Genomic DNA, 16,002 nt, shown 5'->3' on the forward strand with positions numbered 1-16,002 from the left:
GTGACGAGTCCCAGGGGGATGACAGCGAGATGCCGGCAGTCGTGCTGATCGGTGCCCAGTGGGGCGACGAGGGCAAGGGGAAGGCCACCGACCTGCTCGGGGGCCGCGTGCCCTACGTCGTCCGCTACCAGGGCGGCAACAACGCCGGGCACACCGTCATCACGCCCGACGGGGAGCGCTACGCCCTGCACCTCATCCCCTCGGGGATCCTCACGCCCGGGTGCACGCCGGTCATCGGCAACGGCGTCGTCGTCGACCCGCAGGTGCTCATCGGCGAGCTGGCCGGGCTGGAGGAGCGCGGGGTCGACACCTCGAAGCTGGTCATCTCGGCCGACGCGCACCTGATCATGCCGCACCACCGGGCGTTGGACCGGGTCACCGAGCGGTTCCTGGGCAAGCGCAAGATCGGCACGACCGGCCGCGGCATCGGCCCGGCCTACGGCGACAAGGTGGCCCGCACCGGCATCCGGGTGGCCGACCTGCTCGACCTGTCGATCCTGCGGCAGAAGCTCGAGGGCACGCTGGCCGAGAAGAACCAGGTCCTGGTCAAGGTCTACAACCGCAAGGCCATCGACGTCGACGAGGTCGTCGAGGAGTACGCCGGCTACGCCGAGCAGCTCCGGGACCGCATCGCCGACACCCGCCTGCTGCTGGGCAACGCCCTCGACGCCGGGGAGTGGGTGCTGCTGGAGGGCTCGCAGGGCACGCTCCTCGACGTCGACCACGGCACGTATCCGTTCGTGACGTCGTCGAACCCGACGGCGGGCGGCGCGGCCACCGGCAGCGGCATCGGCCCCACCCGCATCTCCCGCGTCGTCGGGATCCTCAAGGCCTACACGACCCGCGTCGGCTCCGGCCCGTTCCCGACCGAGCTGTTCGACGCCAACGGCGAGTACCTGCGCAAGCAGGGTGGCGAGGTCGGCGTCACCACCGGCCGCGACCGGCGCTGCGGCTGGTTCGACGCCGTCGTCGCCCGCTACGCCAGCCGGGTCAACGGGATCACCGACTACTTCCTCACCAAGCTCGACGTGCTCTCCGGGCTGGAGACGGTGCCGATCTGCGTCGCCTACGACGTCGACGGCGTCCGGCACGAGGAGATGCCGATGACGCAGACCGGCTTCCACCACGCCCAGCCGGTCTACGAGGAGATGCCGGGCTGGTTCGAGGACATCCGGCACTGCCGCCGCTTCGAGGACCTGCCGCCCAACGCGCAGGCCTACGTCCGCCGGCTCGAGGAGCTCGCCGGCGCGCGGATCAGCGTGATCGGGGTCGGTCCCGGGCGCGACGAGAACGTCGTGGTCCACGACCTGATCGACTAGCGGGAGGGCCCCCTGCCCCCGCCGTGGGCGGGGAGCAGGGGGCGCGGGGCTAGGCGAGGACGCGCATCGGGCGCGTGCGGTCGGGGTCGCGCACCTCGGCGCGGGCGGCGGCGACGACGTCGGGGTTGTCGGTGATGATCCCGTCGACGCCCAGCGCCAGCAGCAGCCGGGCCGCGCCGAGGGCGTCACCGGCGGCCGCCGGGACGTCGCTGCTGCGCAGGTGCAGCGGGAGGAACGTGTTCTCGGCGGCCAGCGTCCACGGCACCACGGACAGCCCCGCCGCGTGTGCCCGGGTCACCAGGTCGGAGACGCCGGTCATCCGGTCGTCGGCGTCGCGCAGCAGGATGCGGTCGACGCTCGGCGCGATGCCCTGGGCGTAGGTGGAGACCGCGCGCAGTCCGGCGTTGGTGAGCAGGTGGTCGTCGCAGGACGCCGTCTCCACCAGCTGGAACAGGGTCGGTCCGTCGTCACCGAGATCGGCGCGCAGCCGGCGCAGGCCCGCGGTGTCGAAGGACTGCAGCACGACCGGGCCGTCGGGGGCGGTGGCGTCGAGGCGGCGCAGCTCGGCGGCCACCAGCTCGGTCATCGGCTGGCCGCGCTCGGCCGACCAGGAGGGCTTCTTCAGCTCGGCCAGGACGCGGACCTGCCGTTGCGGCGTGCTCCGGCGTCGGGCCAGCTCGACGACCTCCTCGAGCGTGAGGATGCCGAACTGGCCGTCGTAGGCGGTGTTCAGCGGGCGCAGCTCGGGGTGGCGTTCGACGGCGCGCAGGGTGCGCAGCTCGGCGAGGGTGAAGTCCTCGGCGAACCAGCCGGTGCGGCGCTTGCGGCCCACCCGCCGCGAGGTGCGCCGGTCGGCGAACTCGGGCCGGGAGGCGACGTCGGTCGTGCGCGAGAGCTCGTTCTCGTGCCGCGCGACCAGGGCGCCGTCGCTGGTGACGACGATGTCGGGCTCGATGAGGTCCGCGCCCATGTCGATGGCCAGCTCGTAGCTGGCGGTCGTGTGCTCCGGGCGGTACGCACAGGCACCGCGGTGACCGATGACGAAGGGATCCGAGGAGCGGACCCGTGCGTGAGTCGCGAGCGACTCGGTCGCGTGCATGCCATCCAGAACACCCGACCGAGGTGTCGGTATGGCGAACGCGGACTGGCGAGTCGCTGAGAATTGGGAGGACGGCGCGCTGACCTGGGAGGCACCATCCGGTCCGTGACGCATCTCTCAGACGTCGGCTGGTCCCGGGACCGGCTCGAGCAGCTGCCCGAGGGGACCTCACCCGGACGGGTGGCGCGGGTCGACCGCGGCCGCCTCACCGTGCTCACCGCCGACGGCGAGCGGCGCGTCCACCCGGCCGCCGGCCTGTACGACCCCGACGGCGTAGCGGTCCCGGCGGTCGGTGACTGGGTGGCGCTGCGCGGGGAGCTCGCCGTCGCGCTGCTGCCCCGCACCTCGGCGTTCACCCGCACCGTCGCCGGGCGGACGTCGGCCGCGCAGGTCGTGGCCGCCAACCTCGACCTGGTGCTCGTCGTCGACGCCCTGGCCGGCCCGACGCGCGCCCGGCGCGTCGAGCGCTACCTGGCCGTGGCGTGGGGGAGCGGGGCGACGCCGGTCGTCGTCCTCACCAAGGCCGACCTGTGCGACGACGTCGACGCCGCCGTGGCGGAGGTGGCCGAGGACGCCCTCGGCGTCGAGGTGCTCGCCGTGAGCGCCCGCACCGGCGAGGGGCTGGACGCGGTGCGGGCGCTGCTCGGCCCGGGGCGGACGGCGGCGATGGTCGGCCCCTCCGGCGTCGGGAAGTCCTCGCTGGCCAACGCGCTCGCCGGGCGGGAGGTGGCCCCCACGCAGGACGTCCGGGAGGCCGACGGGCGCGGGCGGCACACCACCACCTCGCGCGAGCTGCACGTGCTGCCCGGCGGCGGCCTGCTGGTCGACACCCCCGGCATGCGCGAGCTCGGCCTCTACGACGACGAGGGGGTGGACACCGCCTACGCCGACGTCGCCGAGCTGGCCACCGGCTGCCGCTTCCGCGACTGCGCGCACCGCACCGAGCCCGGCTGCGCCGTCGCGGCGGCGATCGACGACGGCCGGCTCGACCCCGCCCGCCTCCTCGGCTGGCGCAAGCTGCAGGCCGAGGCGCACCGCCAGCTGCTGCGGTCCGACGCCCGTGCCCGCGCCGCCGAGCACCAGCGGGCCAAGGTCCTGTTCCGCGCCTACCGCTCGCAGCCGAACCGGGTGCGGTAGCCGGCCCCTGGGTAGGGTCGCGCTCCGTGCGCGTGCTCGTGATCGGCTCCGGAGCCCGGGAGCACGCCCTGTGCGTGGCTCTGACGTCCGACCCCGCGGTGACCGCGCTGGCCTGCGCGCCGGGCAACGCCGGCACGCGGGCGGTCGCCGAGCACCGGCCGGTCGACGTCGCCGACCCGGTGGCGGTCGCCGCGCTGGCCACCGGCTGGGGTGCCGACCTCGTCGTCGTCGGGCCCGAGGTGCCGCTGGTCGCCGGGGCCGCCGACGCCGTCCGCGACGCCGGCATCGCCTGCTTCGGCCCCTCGGCGCAGGCCGCCCAGATCGAGGGCAGCAAGTCCTTCGCCAAGCACGTCATGGCCGCCGCCGGTGTGCCCACCGCGCGTGCCTGGCCGGTCGGCGGCCCGGCGGAGCTGGAGACGGCGCTGGACGAGGCCCTGCACCTCGGGGGCGGGGCGCCGTACGTCGTGAAGGACGACGGGCTCGCCGCCGGCAAGGGCGTCGTCGTCACGACCGACCGGGACGCCGCCCTCGCCCACGGGCACGGCGTGCTCGACGCCGGCGGGGCGGTGCTGGTCGAGGAGTACCTCGACGGCCCCGAGGTCTCGCTGTTCGCCGTCACCGACGGGACGACGGTCCTGCCGCTGCTGCCCGCCCAGGACGCCAAGCGCCGCGACGACGGCGACGCCGGCCCGAACACCGGGGGGATGGGCGCCTACGCGCCGCTGCCCTGGGCGCCGGCGGGGCTGGTCGACGAGGTGCTCGTGACCGTGCTGCAGCCGACCGTCGACGAGATGCGCCGTCGCGGCGAGCCGTTCAGCGGCCTGCTCTACGCCGGGCTGGCGCTGACCTCCCGCGGCGTGCGGGTGGTCGAGTTCAACGCCCGCTTCGGCGACCCGGAGACGCAGGTCGTGCTGCCGCTGCTGGAGACGCCGCTGGCCGGGCTGCTGTCCGCCGCGGCCACCGGCACGCTCGCCGACCACCCGCCGCTGACCTGGCGCGACGGCGCCGCGGTGACCGTCGTCGTCGCGGCGGCCGGCTACCCCGAGGCGCCGCGCACCGGTGACCCGGTGACCGGCGCGGACGGGCCCGGCGTGCTGCACGCGGGCACGGCCGTGGGCCCGGACGGAACGGTCCGCTCCGCCGGCGGGCGGGTCCTCGCCGTCACCGCCACCGGGACCGACCTCGCCGCCGCACGGCAGGCGGCCTACGAGCGGGTGGCCGCGGTCCGGCTCGCCGGGGCCCACTGGCGCACCGACATCGCCCTGGCCGCCGTCGAGGGCCGCATCAGGGTCTGAGCCCCCGTCCGGTCCGCTCCTCGGCCCCTTGCAGGGGCCCGCCGCGAGCTAGGGAGCGACGGGGGGCAGGGGGTCCTTCCGTCAGGCGCGGACTCCCACCGCCGGGCGGCCGCGCTCCGGGCGCGGCTCGGGCGGCCGCGGGCCGTCGTGCCGCCGGGACAGGTAGGTGCCGGCCACGTTCGCGCAGGCCACCACCGGCACCGCGATGAGCGCGCCGAAGATCCCGGCGATCAGCAGGCCGGCCGCGATCGCCAGCACGACCGCGAGCGGGTGCACGTGCACCGCCTTGCCCAGCAGCAGCGGCTGCAGGACGTGCCCCTCGAGCTGCATGACGAGCACCACGATCGCCAGCGCGATCAGCGCGGTGATGGGGCCCTTGGTCACCAGCGCCACCAGCACGGCGACCGAGCCGGCGAGGAACGACCCGATGATCGGGACGAACGCGCCGAGGAACACCAGCGCGGCCAGCGGGATGACCAGTTGCACGCCGAGGATCGCCAGGCCGATGCCGATGCCGATCGCGTCGACCAGCGCGACCGCGACGGTGGCCCGCACGTAGGAGATCAGCGTCCGCCACGAGCGGCGGGCGGCCTCGTCCATGTAGGCGCGGGCGTCGCGCGGGAACAGCCCCACCAGCCACAGCCAGATGGACCGGCCGTCCTTCAGGAAGAAGAACAGCGTGAACAGCGCCAGGACGATGCCGGTGAAGACCTCGCCCACGGTGGTGGCGGTGGTGAGCGCGCCGGAGGCGAGGGTGTCCTGGTTGGCCACGAGCGCGTCCTGGGCGGCGGTGACCGCCTCGTCGATCTGCCGCTGGGTGACCGGGAAGGTGTCGACGGCGAAGTCGCGGATCTGGTCGAGGCCCTGGCTGACCTGGTCGGCGAGGTCGGAGAAGCCGGCGCTGATCTGCTGGACGACGAGCGTGATGATGCCGGCGACCACCGCCAGCCCGACCAGCAGCATCGCGAACGCGGCCAGCGAGCGCGGCCAGCCGTGCCGGATGAGGGCCGCCGCCCCCGGCTGCAGCAGTGCCGCCAGCAGCAGCGCCACGAACACCGGGACGACCACGACGGCGACGTAGGCGGCGAGGTAGAGCAGCACGTAGAGGCCGGCGAGGACGGCGATGAGCCGCCAGGAGTACGCCGCGGCCGTGCGCAGCCCGCTCGGCACCGAGGAGTCACCGCGCGGCGGCTCCCGGCCGGGACCGAGCACCCGGCGGCCGCGCTCCACGGCCCGCTGCGGGCGTCCACCCTGGGGCGGGCCGCTCACCCCGCCGGGACCGAGCGGCCCGTCGAGGTCGGGGGCGCCCGGCTCGGGGCTGCCCAGGGGCGGTTCGTCGTCGGCGGGCGGCGCGGCGGGGTCGACGTCGCCCTCGTCGTCGCGCACGAGGATCGCCCGGTCGTCGTCGCGCTCGGGCCACGCGTGTGGATCGCGCTCGCCGGCCGCCCGGATGCGCTCGCGCGCCCGGGCGACCACGTCGCTGGCCCGTCGCAGCATCGACGTCCTCCGGCTCGGGGGATGGGGGCCGTTCTCGATCACGCTAGCGCTGCGGGAGGATGTCCACGTGCCTCGACGAGCTGACCGATTGACGGCGGTACCCGCGTGATCGACCGCTACACGCTCCCCGAGATGGGCCGGGTCTGGAGCGACGAGCACAAGTACGAGCTCTGGTGCCGGGTGGAGACCCTCGTGCTCGAGGCGCACGCGGCCGCCGGGCGGGTCCCCGCCGACGTCGTCGAGCCGGTGCGCAACGCCCCGCCGCCGACGGCGGCCCGCGTCGCGGAGATCGAGGAGACGACGCAGCACGACGTCATCGCCTTCCTGACCGCGTGGGCCGACAACACCGAGCCCCGGTCGGCCGCCGCGTACGTGCACCACGGCATGACGTCGTCGGACCTGCTCGACACCGCGCTCGCCGTGCAGCTCACCGAGGCCACCGACGTGCTGCTGGCCAAGGCCGACCGCCTGGTGGCCGCGCTGCGCGACCACGGCCTGGCGCACCGGGCGACGCTCCGGGTCGGCCGCACGCACGGCGTGCACGCCGAGCCGGTCGTGTGGGGGCACCGGGTCGCCGACCTCGCCTTCGCGGCGGCCCGCTCCCGCGACCGGCTGCGGGCCGCGCGCGAGCGGGTCGGCGTCGTCGCGATCTCCGGTGCCGTCGGTACGTACTCGCTCATCGACCCGTCGGTGGAGGTCGCCGTCGCGCAGGCGCTGGACCTGCGGCCGGCCGACGCGTCCACCCAGGTGGTGCTGCGCGACTCGATCAGCGAGTGGGTCGCGGCGCTGGCCGTCCTCGCCACCGTGTGCGAGGCGGTGGCGCTGGAGGTGCGGCACGGGCAGCGCACCGAGGTGCGGGAGCTGTCGGAGGCCTTCGGCTCCGGCCAGAAGGGCTCCAGCGCGATGCCGCACAAGAAGAACCCCATCCGCTCGGAGCGCATCGCGGGGCTGGCGCGGGTCGTCCGGGCCGCCGTCGTCCCGGTGATGGAGGGCATCCCGCTGTGGCACGAGCGCGACATCTCGCACTCCTCCACCGAGCGGGTGTTCCTCCCCGACGCCGCGATCACCACCGACTACCTGCTGCACCTCACCACCGGCCTGGTGGAGGACCTGGTGGTCGACGTCGAGCGGATGCGCGCCAACCTCGACCTCACCGGCGGGCTGATCTACACCTCCGCCGTCCTGCTGGAGCTCGTGGAGACGGGCCTCTCGCGGGAGGACGCCTACGCGCTGGTGCAGGGCGCGGCGATGGAGACGTGGAACTCCGGGACGCCGTTCCGCTCCACGCTGCGCTCCCGTGCCGCCGGCTCCGGCGTCGCCCTGGACGAGGCGCGGCTGGACGAGGTCTGCCGGCCCGAGGGCTACGTGCGGCAGCTGGGCCCGCTGTTCGACCGGCTCGCGGCGCTGACCTGATGCCCGACCTGCCCCTCGTCGCGCGCGGCAAGGTGCGCGAGGTCTACGACGCCGGGGACGGGCGGCTGCTGCTGGTGGCCTCCGACCGCATCTCGGCCTACGACGCCGTGCTGCCGACGCCGATCCCGGACAAGGGGCGGGTGCTCACCGCGCTGTCGGTGTGGTGGTTCGACCAGCTCACGCCGGTGCTGGACTCCTTCGGCGCGACGCACCACCTGCTGTCGGCCACGGACGTGCCCGCCGAGGTGGCCGGCCGCGCGATGCTCGTGCGGCGGCTGGACATGCTGCCGGTGGAGTGCGTGGCCCGGGGCTACCTGTCGGGCTCGGGGACGGCGGAGTACGCCCGCACCGGCTCGATCCGCGACGTGGCGCTGCCCCCCGGCCTGGTCGAGGGCTCGCGGCTGCCCGCGCCGGTGTTCACGCCGTCGACCAAGGCCGCGGTGGGGGAGCACGACGAGGCGATCGACTTCCTGCGCGTGGTCGACCTGGTCGGTGCCGCCCGGGCCGAGGAGCTGCGCGAGCTGACGCTGGCGCTGTACCGGCGGGGCGCGGAGATCGCCGCGGAGGCGGGCATCCTGCTGGCCGACACGAAGGTCGAGTTCGGCGTCGACGCCGGCGGCGGCCTGGTCCTCGGCGACGAGGTGCTCACGCCGGACTCCTCGCGCTTCTGGCCGGCGTCGTCGTGGGCGCCGGGTGCGCCGCAGCCGTCGTTCGACAAGCAGTACGTCCGCGACTGGCTGACCTCCTCGGGCTGGGACCGGGTCTCCCCCGCCCCCGAGCTGCCCGACGACGTCGTCGCCGCCACACGCGAGCGCTACGTCGCCGCCTACGAGCAGCTGACCGGCACCCCCTTCGTCTGATGCGCACGCCGGCCGGCATCTCCTACCGCCGCGGCGGGTCCGGTGCGGACCTGCTCCTGCTGCTGCACGGACTGGGCGCCACCGGAGCGGTGTGGGACCGGCTGCTGCCGCTGGTCGAGCGCGACTGGCACGGCTCCTGGGCGGTCCCGGACCTGCGCGGGCACGGGCGGTCCGTGGCCGAGCCGCCCTACGGGTACGCGGTGCACGCCGCGGACGTGGCGTCCGTCGCGGTGGCCTGTGACGCGACGCGGGTGACCGTGCTCGGGCACTCCTTCGGCGGCGTGGTGGGTGCGGTGCTCGCCGGTGGCTGGTACGGCCTCGACGTGGCCCGGGTCGTCGCCGCCGGCGTCAAGATCGACTGGACGGACGAGGAGGTCGCGCGGGCCCGGTCGCTGGCCGGGCGGCCGCCGCAGGTGTTCCCCACCGCCGCCGAGGCCGCCGAGCGGCACCTGCGGCTGGCCGGGCTGGCCGGACTCGTGGCCGCGGGCGACCCGGTCGCGCTCGCCGGCGTCCGCGAGACGTCCGGCGGCTTCTCGCCGGCGCTGGACCCGCGCGCGTTCGGTGCCGTCGGCCCACCGGTCGAGGAGGTCCTGTCCCGCGCGCAGGCGCCGCTGCGGCTCGCCGCCGGCTCGGCCGACCCGATGGTGGGCCTGCGCGCGATGCGGCGGGTCGACCCGGGCGCCGTGCTGCTCGAGGGCGCCGGCCACAACGCCCACTGGGAGGACCCCGCGGCCGTCTGGTCGTTGCTGTCGCCCTGATCGTCGCCCCCTCCCGCCGAGATCGGCGGTCTCGCACGGATGCGGGCCCCCACGCGTACGAGACCGCCGATCTCGCACGCGGCTGTGGACAGCGCCGGTGACCCCGGTCCCGGCCGCGGCAGGCTCTCGCCCGTGCCGCGACGTCGCCCGCCCTCCCGCCTGACCGGACCGGCCACCCGCGCCATGGCCCTCGAGGCCGGCATCACCGACCGGCAGCTGCGCCACCCGGCCGTGACCCACCTGTCCCGCGACACCTACCTGCCGCGGGCACTGGCCGGTGACACGGACGCGCGCCTGGCCGCCGTCCTGCTGACCGCCCCACCCGGTGCCGTCCTGAGCCACACCACCGCCGCCGACCTCTGGGACGTCGCCGTTCCGCTGCTCCCCGCCGGGGACGTGCGGGTCCACCTCACCGTCCCGCCGGGGTCGCGGTCGGAGAGCCGCCGGGACCGACTGGTCCACCGCACGCTCGTGCCGGAGCAGGACGCAACGCGACGGCGCTCCTTCCCGGTGACCACGCCCGAGCGGACCTGGCGGGACCTCGCCGGCGTGCTGCCGGAGGGTGCGCTCCTCGCCGTCACCGACCAGCTGCTCGCGCGGTGGTGCAGCCGGGCCGACCTCGAGCGACAGCTGGCCGGCCGTCCCACCGGCCGGGGCTGCGCCCGCGCCCGCGCCGTCCTCCCCGTGGCCGATCCGGCCGCCGAGTCCCCGATGGAGTCGGTGCTGCGCTGGCTGGTCCACGCCGCGGGCCTGCCTGCCCCCGTGCTGCAGTACGTGGTCCGCGACGACGCCGGCCGGTTCCTCGCCCGCGCGGACCTGGCGTGGCCCGACCAGCGGGTCCTCGTCGAGTTCGACGGCGACGTCCACCGCGAGCGCGACGTGTTCGTCGGCGACCTGCGCCGGCAGAACCGCGTGGTCGGCGCGGGGTGGACGGTCCTGCGCTTCACCTCCGCCGACACGCTGGGCCGCCCGGACGACGTCGTCGCGGGGATCCGGCGGGCGCTGCGCTGACGAGATCGGCGATCTCGCACGGCTACGGGCCCGCATCCGCGCGAGACCGGCGATCTCGACGGGAAGCAGGGGAGGTGCGGGCGCCCGGTACGCTCGGGAGCCGTGCCGCAGGTGGTCGTCGACGTCGTCCTCAAGCCGGAGATCTCCGACCCCCAGGGGCAGGCGGTGCTCGGCGCACTCGGCCGGCTGGGCCACACCCGGGTCACCGGCGTCCGCCAGGGCAAGCACTTCGTCCTCGACGTCGAGGGCACGCCCAGCCGGGAGGAGCTCGAGCAGATCGCCGAGACGCTGCTCGCCAACCCGGTCATCGAGGACGTCGAGCTGCACCTGCCGGAGGCCTGAGCCGTGCGCATCGGGATCATCACCTTCCCCGGCTCCCTGGACGACGTCGACGCCGCCCGCGCGGTGCGCCTCGCCGGGGCCGAGCCCGTCGTCCTCTGGCACGCCGACCACGACCTCAAGGGCGTCGACGCCGTCGTCCTGCCCGGCGGCTTCTCCTACGGCGACTACCTGCGTGCCGGCGCCATCGCCGCCCGCGCGCCCCTCATGCAGGACGTCGTCGACCGCGCGCGGCAGGGCATGCCCGTCCTCGGCATCTGCAACGGCTTCCAGGTGCTCTGCGAGGCCGGCCTGCTGCCCGGCGCGCTCACCCGCAACAGCCACCTGCACTTCCGCAACCGCGACCAGCGGCTGCGCATCGAGCGGGCCGACACCGCCTGGACCTCGGCGTACGGCACCGGCCAGGAGATCGTCGTCCCGGTCAAGAACGGTGAGGGCCGCTACGTCGCCGCGCCGGCCGAGCTCGAGCGGCTCGAGGGCGAGGGCCGGGTGGCGGTGCGCTACGTGGGCGGCAACCCGAACGGCAGCCTGCGCGACATCGCCGGTGTCACCAGCGAGGACGGCCGCGTCGTCGGGCTCATGCCGCACCCCGAGCACGCCGTCGAGGACCTCACCGGGCCGTCGACCGACGGGCTCGGCTTCTTCACCAGCGTCCTGAAGGCGGTCGTCAGCGCATGACCGAGTCGGCCACCGCGGGGCTCTCCGACCTCGACACCGGGCCCGGCCCGCTGTCGCACCGGCTCGACACCGTCGCGCTCGCGGAGAGCACCGCCGACGTCGAGCAGCCCTACGCCGAGCTCGGCCTGAAGAGCGACGAGTACGCCCGCATCCGCGACATCCTCGGCCGCCGGCCCACCACCGCCGAGCTGGCCATGTACTCGGTGATGTGGAGCGAGCACTGCTCCTACAAGAGCTCGAAGGTGCACCTGCGCCGCTTCGGCGACCTCCCGCCCAGCGAGCACCTGCTGGTGGGCATCGGCGAGAACGCCGGCGTGGTCGACGTCGGCGACGGCTACGCGGTCACCTTCAAGGTCGAGAGCCACAACCACCCGAGCTACGTCGAGCCCTACCAGGGAGCGGCCACCGGCGTCGGCGGCATCGTCCGCGACATCCTCACCATGGGCGCCCGCCCGGTCGCCGTCATGGACTCGCTGCGCTTCGGCCGCGCCGACGCCCCCGACACCGCGCGCGTGCTGCCCGGCGTCGTCGCCGGCGTCGGCGGCTACGGCAACTGCCTGGGGCTGCCCAACATCGGTGGCGAGCTGCTGTTCGACGAGTGCTACGCCGGCAACCCGCTGGTCAACGCGCTGTGCGTCGGCGTCATGCGGCACGAGGACGTGCGGCTGGCCAAGGCCGAGGGCGTGGGCAACAAGGTCGTCCTCTTCGGTGCCCGCACCGGCGGCGACGGCATCGGCGGCGTGAGTGTGCTGGCCAGCGAGACCTTCGACCAGGAGGGCCCGGCCAAGCGCCCGAGCGTGCAGGTCGGCGACCCGTTCACCGAGAAGCTGCTCATCGAGGCCTGCCTGGAGATCTTCGCCCAGGACCTGGTCACCGGGATCCAGGACCTCGGCGGCGCCGGGCTGTCCTGCGCGACGTCGGAGCTGGCCAGCGCCGGCACCGGCGGCATGCACGTCGACCTCGACCGCGTCCCGCTGCGCGACAGCACGCTGACGCCGGCGGAGATCCTGATGAGCGAGTCGCAGGAGCGCATGTGCGCGATCGTCGAGCCGGCCAAGGTCGACGACTTCCTCGCCGTCTGCCGTCGGTGGGACGTGCTGGCCACCGTCATCGGTGAGGTCACCGCCGGCGACCGGCTGACCGTCGACTGGCACGGCGAGCGCATCGTCGACGTCCCGCCGCGGACCGTGGCGCACGAGGGCCCGGTGTACGAGCGGCCGATGCGGCGCCCCGCCGACCTCGACGCCCTGCAGGCCGACGACCCCGCCGCGCTGCCCCGCCCGGCGACGCCGGAGGAGCTGACCGCCCACTGGCTGGCCGTCGTCGCCAGCCCCGACGGCGCGGACAAGACCTGGGTCACCGAGCAGTACGACCGCTACGTCCGCGGCAACACCGTGCTCGCGCAGCCCGACGACGCCGGCGTGGTCCGCATCGACGAGGACTCCTCCCGCGGCATCGCGCTGGCCCTCGACGGCAACGCCCGCTTCGCGCGGCTCGACCCCTACGCCGGCGCGCAGCTCAACCTCGCCGAGGCCTACCGCAACGTCGCCGTCACCGGCGCGCGGCCGCTGGCGGTCACCAACTGCCTGAACTTCGGCTCCCCCGAGGAGCCCGAGGTCATGTGGCAGTTCGCCGAGGCCGTCCGCGGCCTGGCCGACGCCTGCCGCGACCTCGGCCTGCCGGTGACCGGCGGCAACGTCAGCCTCTACAACCAGACCGGCGACGTCGCGATCAACCCGACGCCGGTCATCGGGGTCCTCGGCGTGCACGACGACGTGCGCGACCGGGTGCCCACCGGCTGGCGCGCCGCGGGGGAGACGGTGCTGCTGCTCGGCGAGACCCGGCCGGAGTTCGGCGGGTCGGCCTGGGCGTCGGTCGTGCACGGCCACCTCGGCGGCCGCCCGCCCGCCGTCGACCTGGCGGCCGAGCGGGCGCTGGGCGAGCTGCTCGGGGCGCTGGGCCGCGAGGGCCTGGTCACCTCCGCGCACGACCTCGCCGACGGCGGCCTGGCCCAGGCGCTGGCCGAGTCGGCCCTGCGCTACGGCACCGGCGCCTCGCTGCGGCTGACGGGCGACGCCTTCACCGCGCTCTTCAGCGAGTCCGGCGCCCGCGCCGTCGTCACCACCACCGACCCCGAGGCGGTGCGGACGACGGCGGAGTGGGCCGGCGTCGCGGTCACCGAGCTGGGCACCACCGGCGGGGACGCCCTCGCCGTCGAGGGTGTCGGGGAGCTGCCGCTGGCCGAGCTGCGGGCCGCCTGGACGGCGACGCTCCCGGCGCTGTTCGGGACCCCGGAGGCCACGGTCGGCAGCGTCCCCGCGGGGACCGTCCCGACCAGCTGAGGCCCGCTGTGCCCTCGTCGACGAGGCCCATCCCCGCCGAGGAGCTGCGCGCCGCCGTCGACGCCGTCCGCCCCTGGCTGGCCGGCGACACCGGGCAGCCCCCGCGGTCGGTGCTGGGCGCGGCGGTGAAGACCAGTGCCCGCTGGCTGGCGCAGCAGGTGCCCGGCCGGTCGGTGGAGCTGCGGGTGCCGCCGCACGTCGCCGTCCAGCTGGTGCCCGGCCCGCGGCACACGCGCGGTACGCCGCCGAACGTCGTCGAGACCGACGCGGCCACCTGGCTGCGGCTGGCCACGGGGGAGCTGACCTGGGCCGACGCCGTCGCCGAGGGGAGGGTCAGCGCGAGCGGCAACCGCGCCGACCTCTCCGAGCACCTCCCGCTCCGGCCCCTGAGGGGCCGTTAGCGCGACGAGGGCTCCCCAGGGGCGGCTCCTCAGCCGGTGAAGAGGGTGAGCGCGGTCTTCACCGTCTGGTACAGGCCGTAGGCCAGCGGTACGCCGACCAGCGTCCAGGCGAACGCGATCAGCCCGGTCGGGGTGTGCACCGGCCGCTGGGCGTCCGCGGACTGCTCCTTCGAGATCGACGTGCTCATCGGGCGGCGCTCCGTTCCGGGGTCGGGGTGGCGGCGCCGGCGGCGTCGCGGTGCGGCTCGTGCCACTTGCTGGCCACCGGCCTGACGAGCAGGTTCGCGACGAACCCGACGGCGAGCAGGCCGACCATGATGAACAGCGCCGGCCGGTAGTTGGCCGCGACCAGGCTGCCCGGCTCGCCCTGGGTGTCCAGGACGCTGTTGACGATCAGCGGGCCGGCCACGCCGGCCGCCGACCACGCGGTGAGCAGCCGGCCGTGGATGGCGCCGACCTGGTAGGTGCCGAACAGGTCGCGGAGGTAGGCCGGGATGGTGGCGAACCCGCCGCCGTAGAACGAGATGATCACGGCGGCGAGCAGCACGAACACCCACGTGGCGCTGTTGCCGATGGTGGCCAGCGCGACGTAGAGCACCAGGCCGACGCCGAGGTAGACCATGTAGATCGGCTTGCGGCCGATGAAGTCCGACGTCGTGGACCACACGAAGCGGCCGGCCATGTTGAACAGCGACAGGACGCCGACGAAGCCCGCGGCGGCCGTCACGGCGACCGTCGAGGTGTCCCCGGTGCGGAAGAAGTCCTGGATCATCGGGGCGGCCTGCTCGAGGATGCCGATGCCCGCGGTGACGTTGCAGAACAGCACCGTCCACAGCAGCCAGAACTGCGGCGTCTTCACCGCGTTCCGCGCCGAGACGCTCTCGGTGGTGACCAGCGCCTTCTGCTTGACGGTCGAGGGGTCGAAGCCCGCCGGCCTCCAGCCCTCGGCCGGCACCCGCACGATGAAGGCCCCGAACATCATGAAGACCAGGTAGACGGCCGCGAAGGTGAAGAACAGGGCCGAGACGGCACCGCCGCTGGGCACGGTCCCGGCGACGGCGGGGTCGTACTCGGGGTCGTACCAGTTCATCAGCTGCCGGGACAGCGGTGAGGCGATGAGCGCGCCGCCGCCGAAGCCCATGATCGCCATGCCGGTGGCCAGGCCCGGCCGGTCGGGGAACCACTTGATCAGCGTGGAGACCGGCGAGATGTAGCCGATGCCCAGGCCGATGCCGCCGATGACGCCGTAGCCGAGGTAGAGCAGCCACAGCTGGCGGGTCTCGATGCCGATGCCCCCGACGACGAACCCGGTGACCCAGAAGCAGGCCGCGGTGAACATCGCCGCCCGGGGGCCGTTCCTGTCGACCCAGGTGCCGAACAGGGCGGCCGACAGGCCCAGCATCACGATCGCGATCGAGAAGACGATGCCGATCGCCGTCTGGCTGGTGCCGAAGTCCTCGACGAGAGCGGTCTTGTAGACGCTGGTCGCGTAGGCCTGGCCGATGCACAGGTGCACGGCCAGGGCGGCCGGCGGGATGAGCCATCGGTTGAAGCCGGGGCGGGCGACGATGCGCTCGCGCCGCAGGAAGCCGGGTAGCGCCACGGGCGACCTCCGGGACGGGGACCGGGACGGCCGGTCGTCTGTGGGCAGGGTCACGAGGGAACGTACGTGCGGCGTGTCGTTCCCGCGCGCCGAGCGTGACCGGATCGTTGCGTGGCATCCCGTCCCGCGCGATCGACCGGCCCCGCCGGACGGCAGGACGACGGCGGCCGATCCCCCGGCCCCCTGCAGGGACCCGACGCGAGCGGGCGGGCGTTGGGGGGGCAGGAGGGTCCCTTCTCTAGGCTCGCCC

Annotated in this window: 15 protein-coding genes; 11 read left to right on the forward strand and 4 right to left on the reverse strand. The window is 75.0% G+C overall.

Translation table 11 applies throughout. The annotated features are described in order from the left end of the window. Positions 1-29: 29 nt before the first annotated feature. The gene (locus tag JD79_RS08220; protein WP_110005127.1) at positions 30-1,319 is read left to right on the forward strand and encodes an adenylosuccinate synthase; all 1,290 of its coding nucleotides are present in this window, start codon (positions 30-32) and stop codon (positions 1,317-1,319) included. A gap of 49 nt (positions 1,320-1,368) precedes the next feature. Here the strand turns inward: JD79_RS08220 and JD79_RS08225 are convergent, their stop codons facing one another. Continuing rightward, positions 1,369-2,418 (reverse strand): glycerophosphodiester phosphodiesterase family protein, encoded by a 1,050-nt coding sequence (locus JD79_RS08225; RefSeq protein ID WP_110005128.1) that lies wholly within the window; start codon positions 2,416-2,418, stop codon positions 1,369-1,371. A 105-nt stretch (positions 2,419-2,523) separates the two neighbouring features. Between JD79_RS08225 and rsgA the strand changes: the two genes are divergently transcribed. Together rsgA and purD are read left to right on the forward strand one after the other, a co-directional pair. Then, the gene (gene rsgA / locus JD79_RS08230) at positions 2,524-3,555 is read left to right on the forward strand and encodes a ribosome small subunit-dependent GTPase A (RefSeq protein WP_110005129.1); all 1,032 of its coding nucleotides are present in this window, start codon (positions 2,524-2,526) and stop codon (positions 3,553-3,555) included. A 38-nt stretch (positions 3,556-3,593) separates the two neighbouring features. Further along, complete coding sequence (gene purD / locus JD79_RS08235; protein WP_281270343.1) at positions 3,594-4,850, forward strand: phosphoribosylamine--glycine ligase; 1,257 nt, start codon at positions 3,594-3,596, stop codon at positions 4,848-4,850. Positions 4,851-4,931: 81 nt separating this feature from the next. Here purD and JD79_RS08240 read toward each other — a convergent pair whose 3' ends face one another. Beyond that, positions 4,932-6,347, reverse strand: a complete 1,416-nt coding sequence (locus JD79_RS08240) for an AI-2E family transporter (protein ID WP_110005131.1) — start codon at positions 6,345-6,347, stop codon at positions 4,932-4,934. 105 nt (positions 6,348-6,452) lie between these two features. Here JD79_RS08240 and purB point away from each other — a divergent pair, with 105 nt between their 5' ends. From purB to JD79_RS08280, 8 genes are all read left to right on the forward strand, one after another. Then, on the forward strand, positions 6,453-7,760 hold the full coding sequence (gene purB / locus JD79_RS08245) for an adenylosuccinate lyase (protein ID WP_110005132.1): 1,308 nt from the start codon (positions 6,453-6,455) through the stop codon (positions 7,758-7,760). Further along, positions 7,760-8,620 carry a phosphoribosylaminoimidazolesuccinocarboxamide synthase gene (locus tag JD79_RS08250; protein WP_110005133.1) on the forward strand — a complete coding sequence of 287 codons (861 nt, stop codon included), beginning with the start codon at positions 7,760-7,762 and terminating at the stop codon, positions 8,618-8,620. The genes purB and JD79_RS08250 overlap by 1 nt, the downstream gene beginning before the upstream one ends. Then, complete coding sequence (locus tag JD79_RS08255; RefSeq protein ID WP_110005134.1) at positions 8,620-9,378, forward strand: alpha/beta fold hydrolase; 759 nt, start codon at positions 8,620-8,622, stop codon at positions 9,376-9,378. Before JD79_RS08250 ends, JD79_RS08255 begins: the two co-directional genes overlap by 1 nt. A gap of 132 nt (positions 9,379-9,510) precedes the next feature. Next, positions 9,511-10,389, forward strand: a complete 879-nt coding sequence (locus JD79_RS08260; RefSeq protein ID WP_146220408.1) for a DUF559 domain-containing protein — start codon at positions 9,511-9,513, stop codon at positions 10,387-10,389. A gap of 102 nt (positions 10,390-10,491) precedes the next feature. After that, a complete protein-coding gene (gene purS / locus JD79_RS08265) occupies positions 10,492-10,731 on the forward strand; it encodes a phosphoribosylformylglycinamidine synthase subunit PurS (protein WP_110005136.1) in 240 nt (79 codons plus the stop codon). A 3-nt stretch (positions 10,732-10,734) separates the two neighbouring features. Beyond that, complete coding sequence (gene purQ / locus JD79_RS08270) at positions 10,735-11,406, forward strand: phosphoribosylformylglycinamidine synthase subunit PurQ (RefSeq protein WP_110005137.1); 672 nt, start codon at positions 10,735-10,737, stop codon at positions 11,404-11,406. Continuing rightward, on the forward strand, positions 11,403-13,748 hold the full coding sequence (gene purL, locus JD79_RS08275) for a phosphoribosylformylglycinamidine synthase subunit PurL (RefSeq protein ID WP_211307909.1): 2,346 nt from the start codon (positions 11,403-11,405) through the stop codon (positions 13,746-13,748). Before purQ ends, purL begins: the two co-directional genes overlap by 4 nt. Positions 13,749-13,756: 8 nt before the next feature. Continuing rightward, positions 13,757-14,149, forward strand: coding sequence for a sterol carrier family protein (locus tag JD79_RS08280; RefSeq protein WP_110005138.1), 393 nt, complete (start codon positions 13,757-13,759; stop codon positions 14,147-14,149). A 29-nt stretch (positions 14,150-14,178) separates the two neighbouring features. Here JD79_RS08280 and JD79_RS22535 read toward each other — a convergent pair whose 3' ends face one another. Together JD79_RS22535 and JD79_RS08285 are read right to left on the reverse strand one after the other, a co-directional pair. Beyond that, positions 14,179-14,337 carry an MFS transporter small subunit gene (locus JD79_RS22535; protein WP_170149054.1) on the reverse strand — a complete coding sequence of 53 codons (159 nt, stop codon included), beginning with the start codon at positions 14,335-14,337 and terminating at the stop codon, positions 14,179-14,181. Beyond that, positions 14,334-15,752 (reverse strand): OFA family MFS transporter, encoded by a 1,419-nt coding sequence (locus tag JD79_RS08285; RefSeq protein ID WP_110005139.1) that lies wholly within the window; start codon positions 15,750-15,752, stop codon positions 14,334-14,336. The genes JD79_RS22535 and JD79_RS08285 overlap by 4 nt, the downstream gene beginning before the upstream one ends. Between the last annotated feature and the right edge of the window lie 250 nt (positions 15,753-16,002).

This window comes from Geodermatophilus normandii (genome assembly GCF_003182485.1).
Taxonomy (GTDB): domain Bacteria; phylum Actinomycetota; class Actinomycetes; order Mycobacteriales; family Geodermatophilaceae; genus Geodermatophilus; species Geodermatophilus normandii.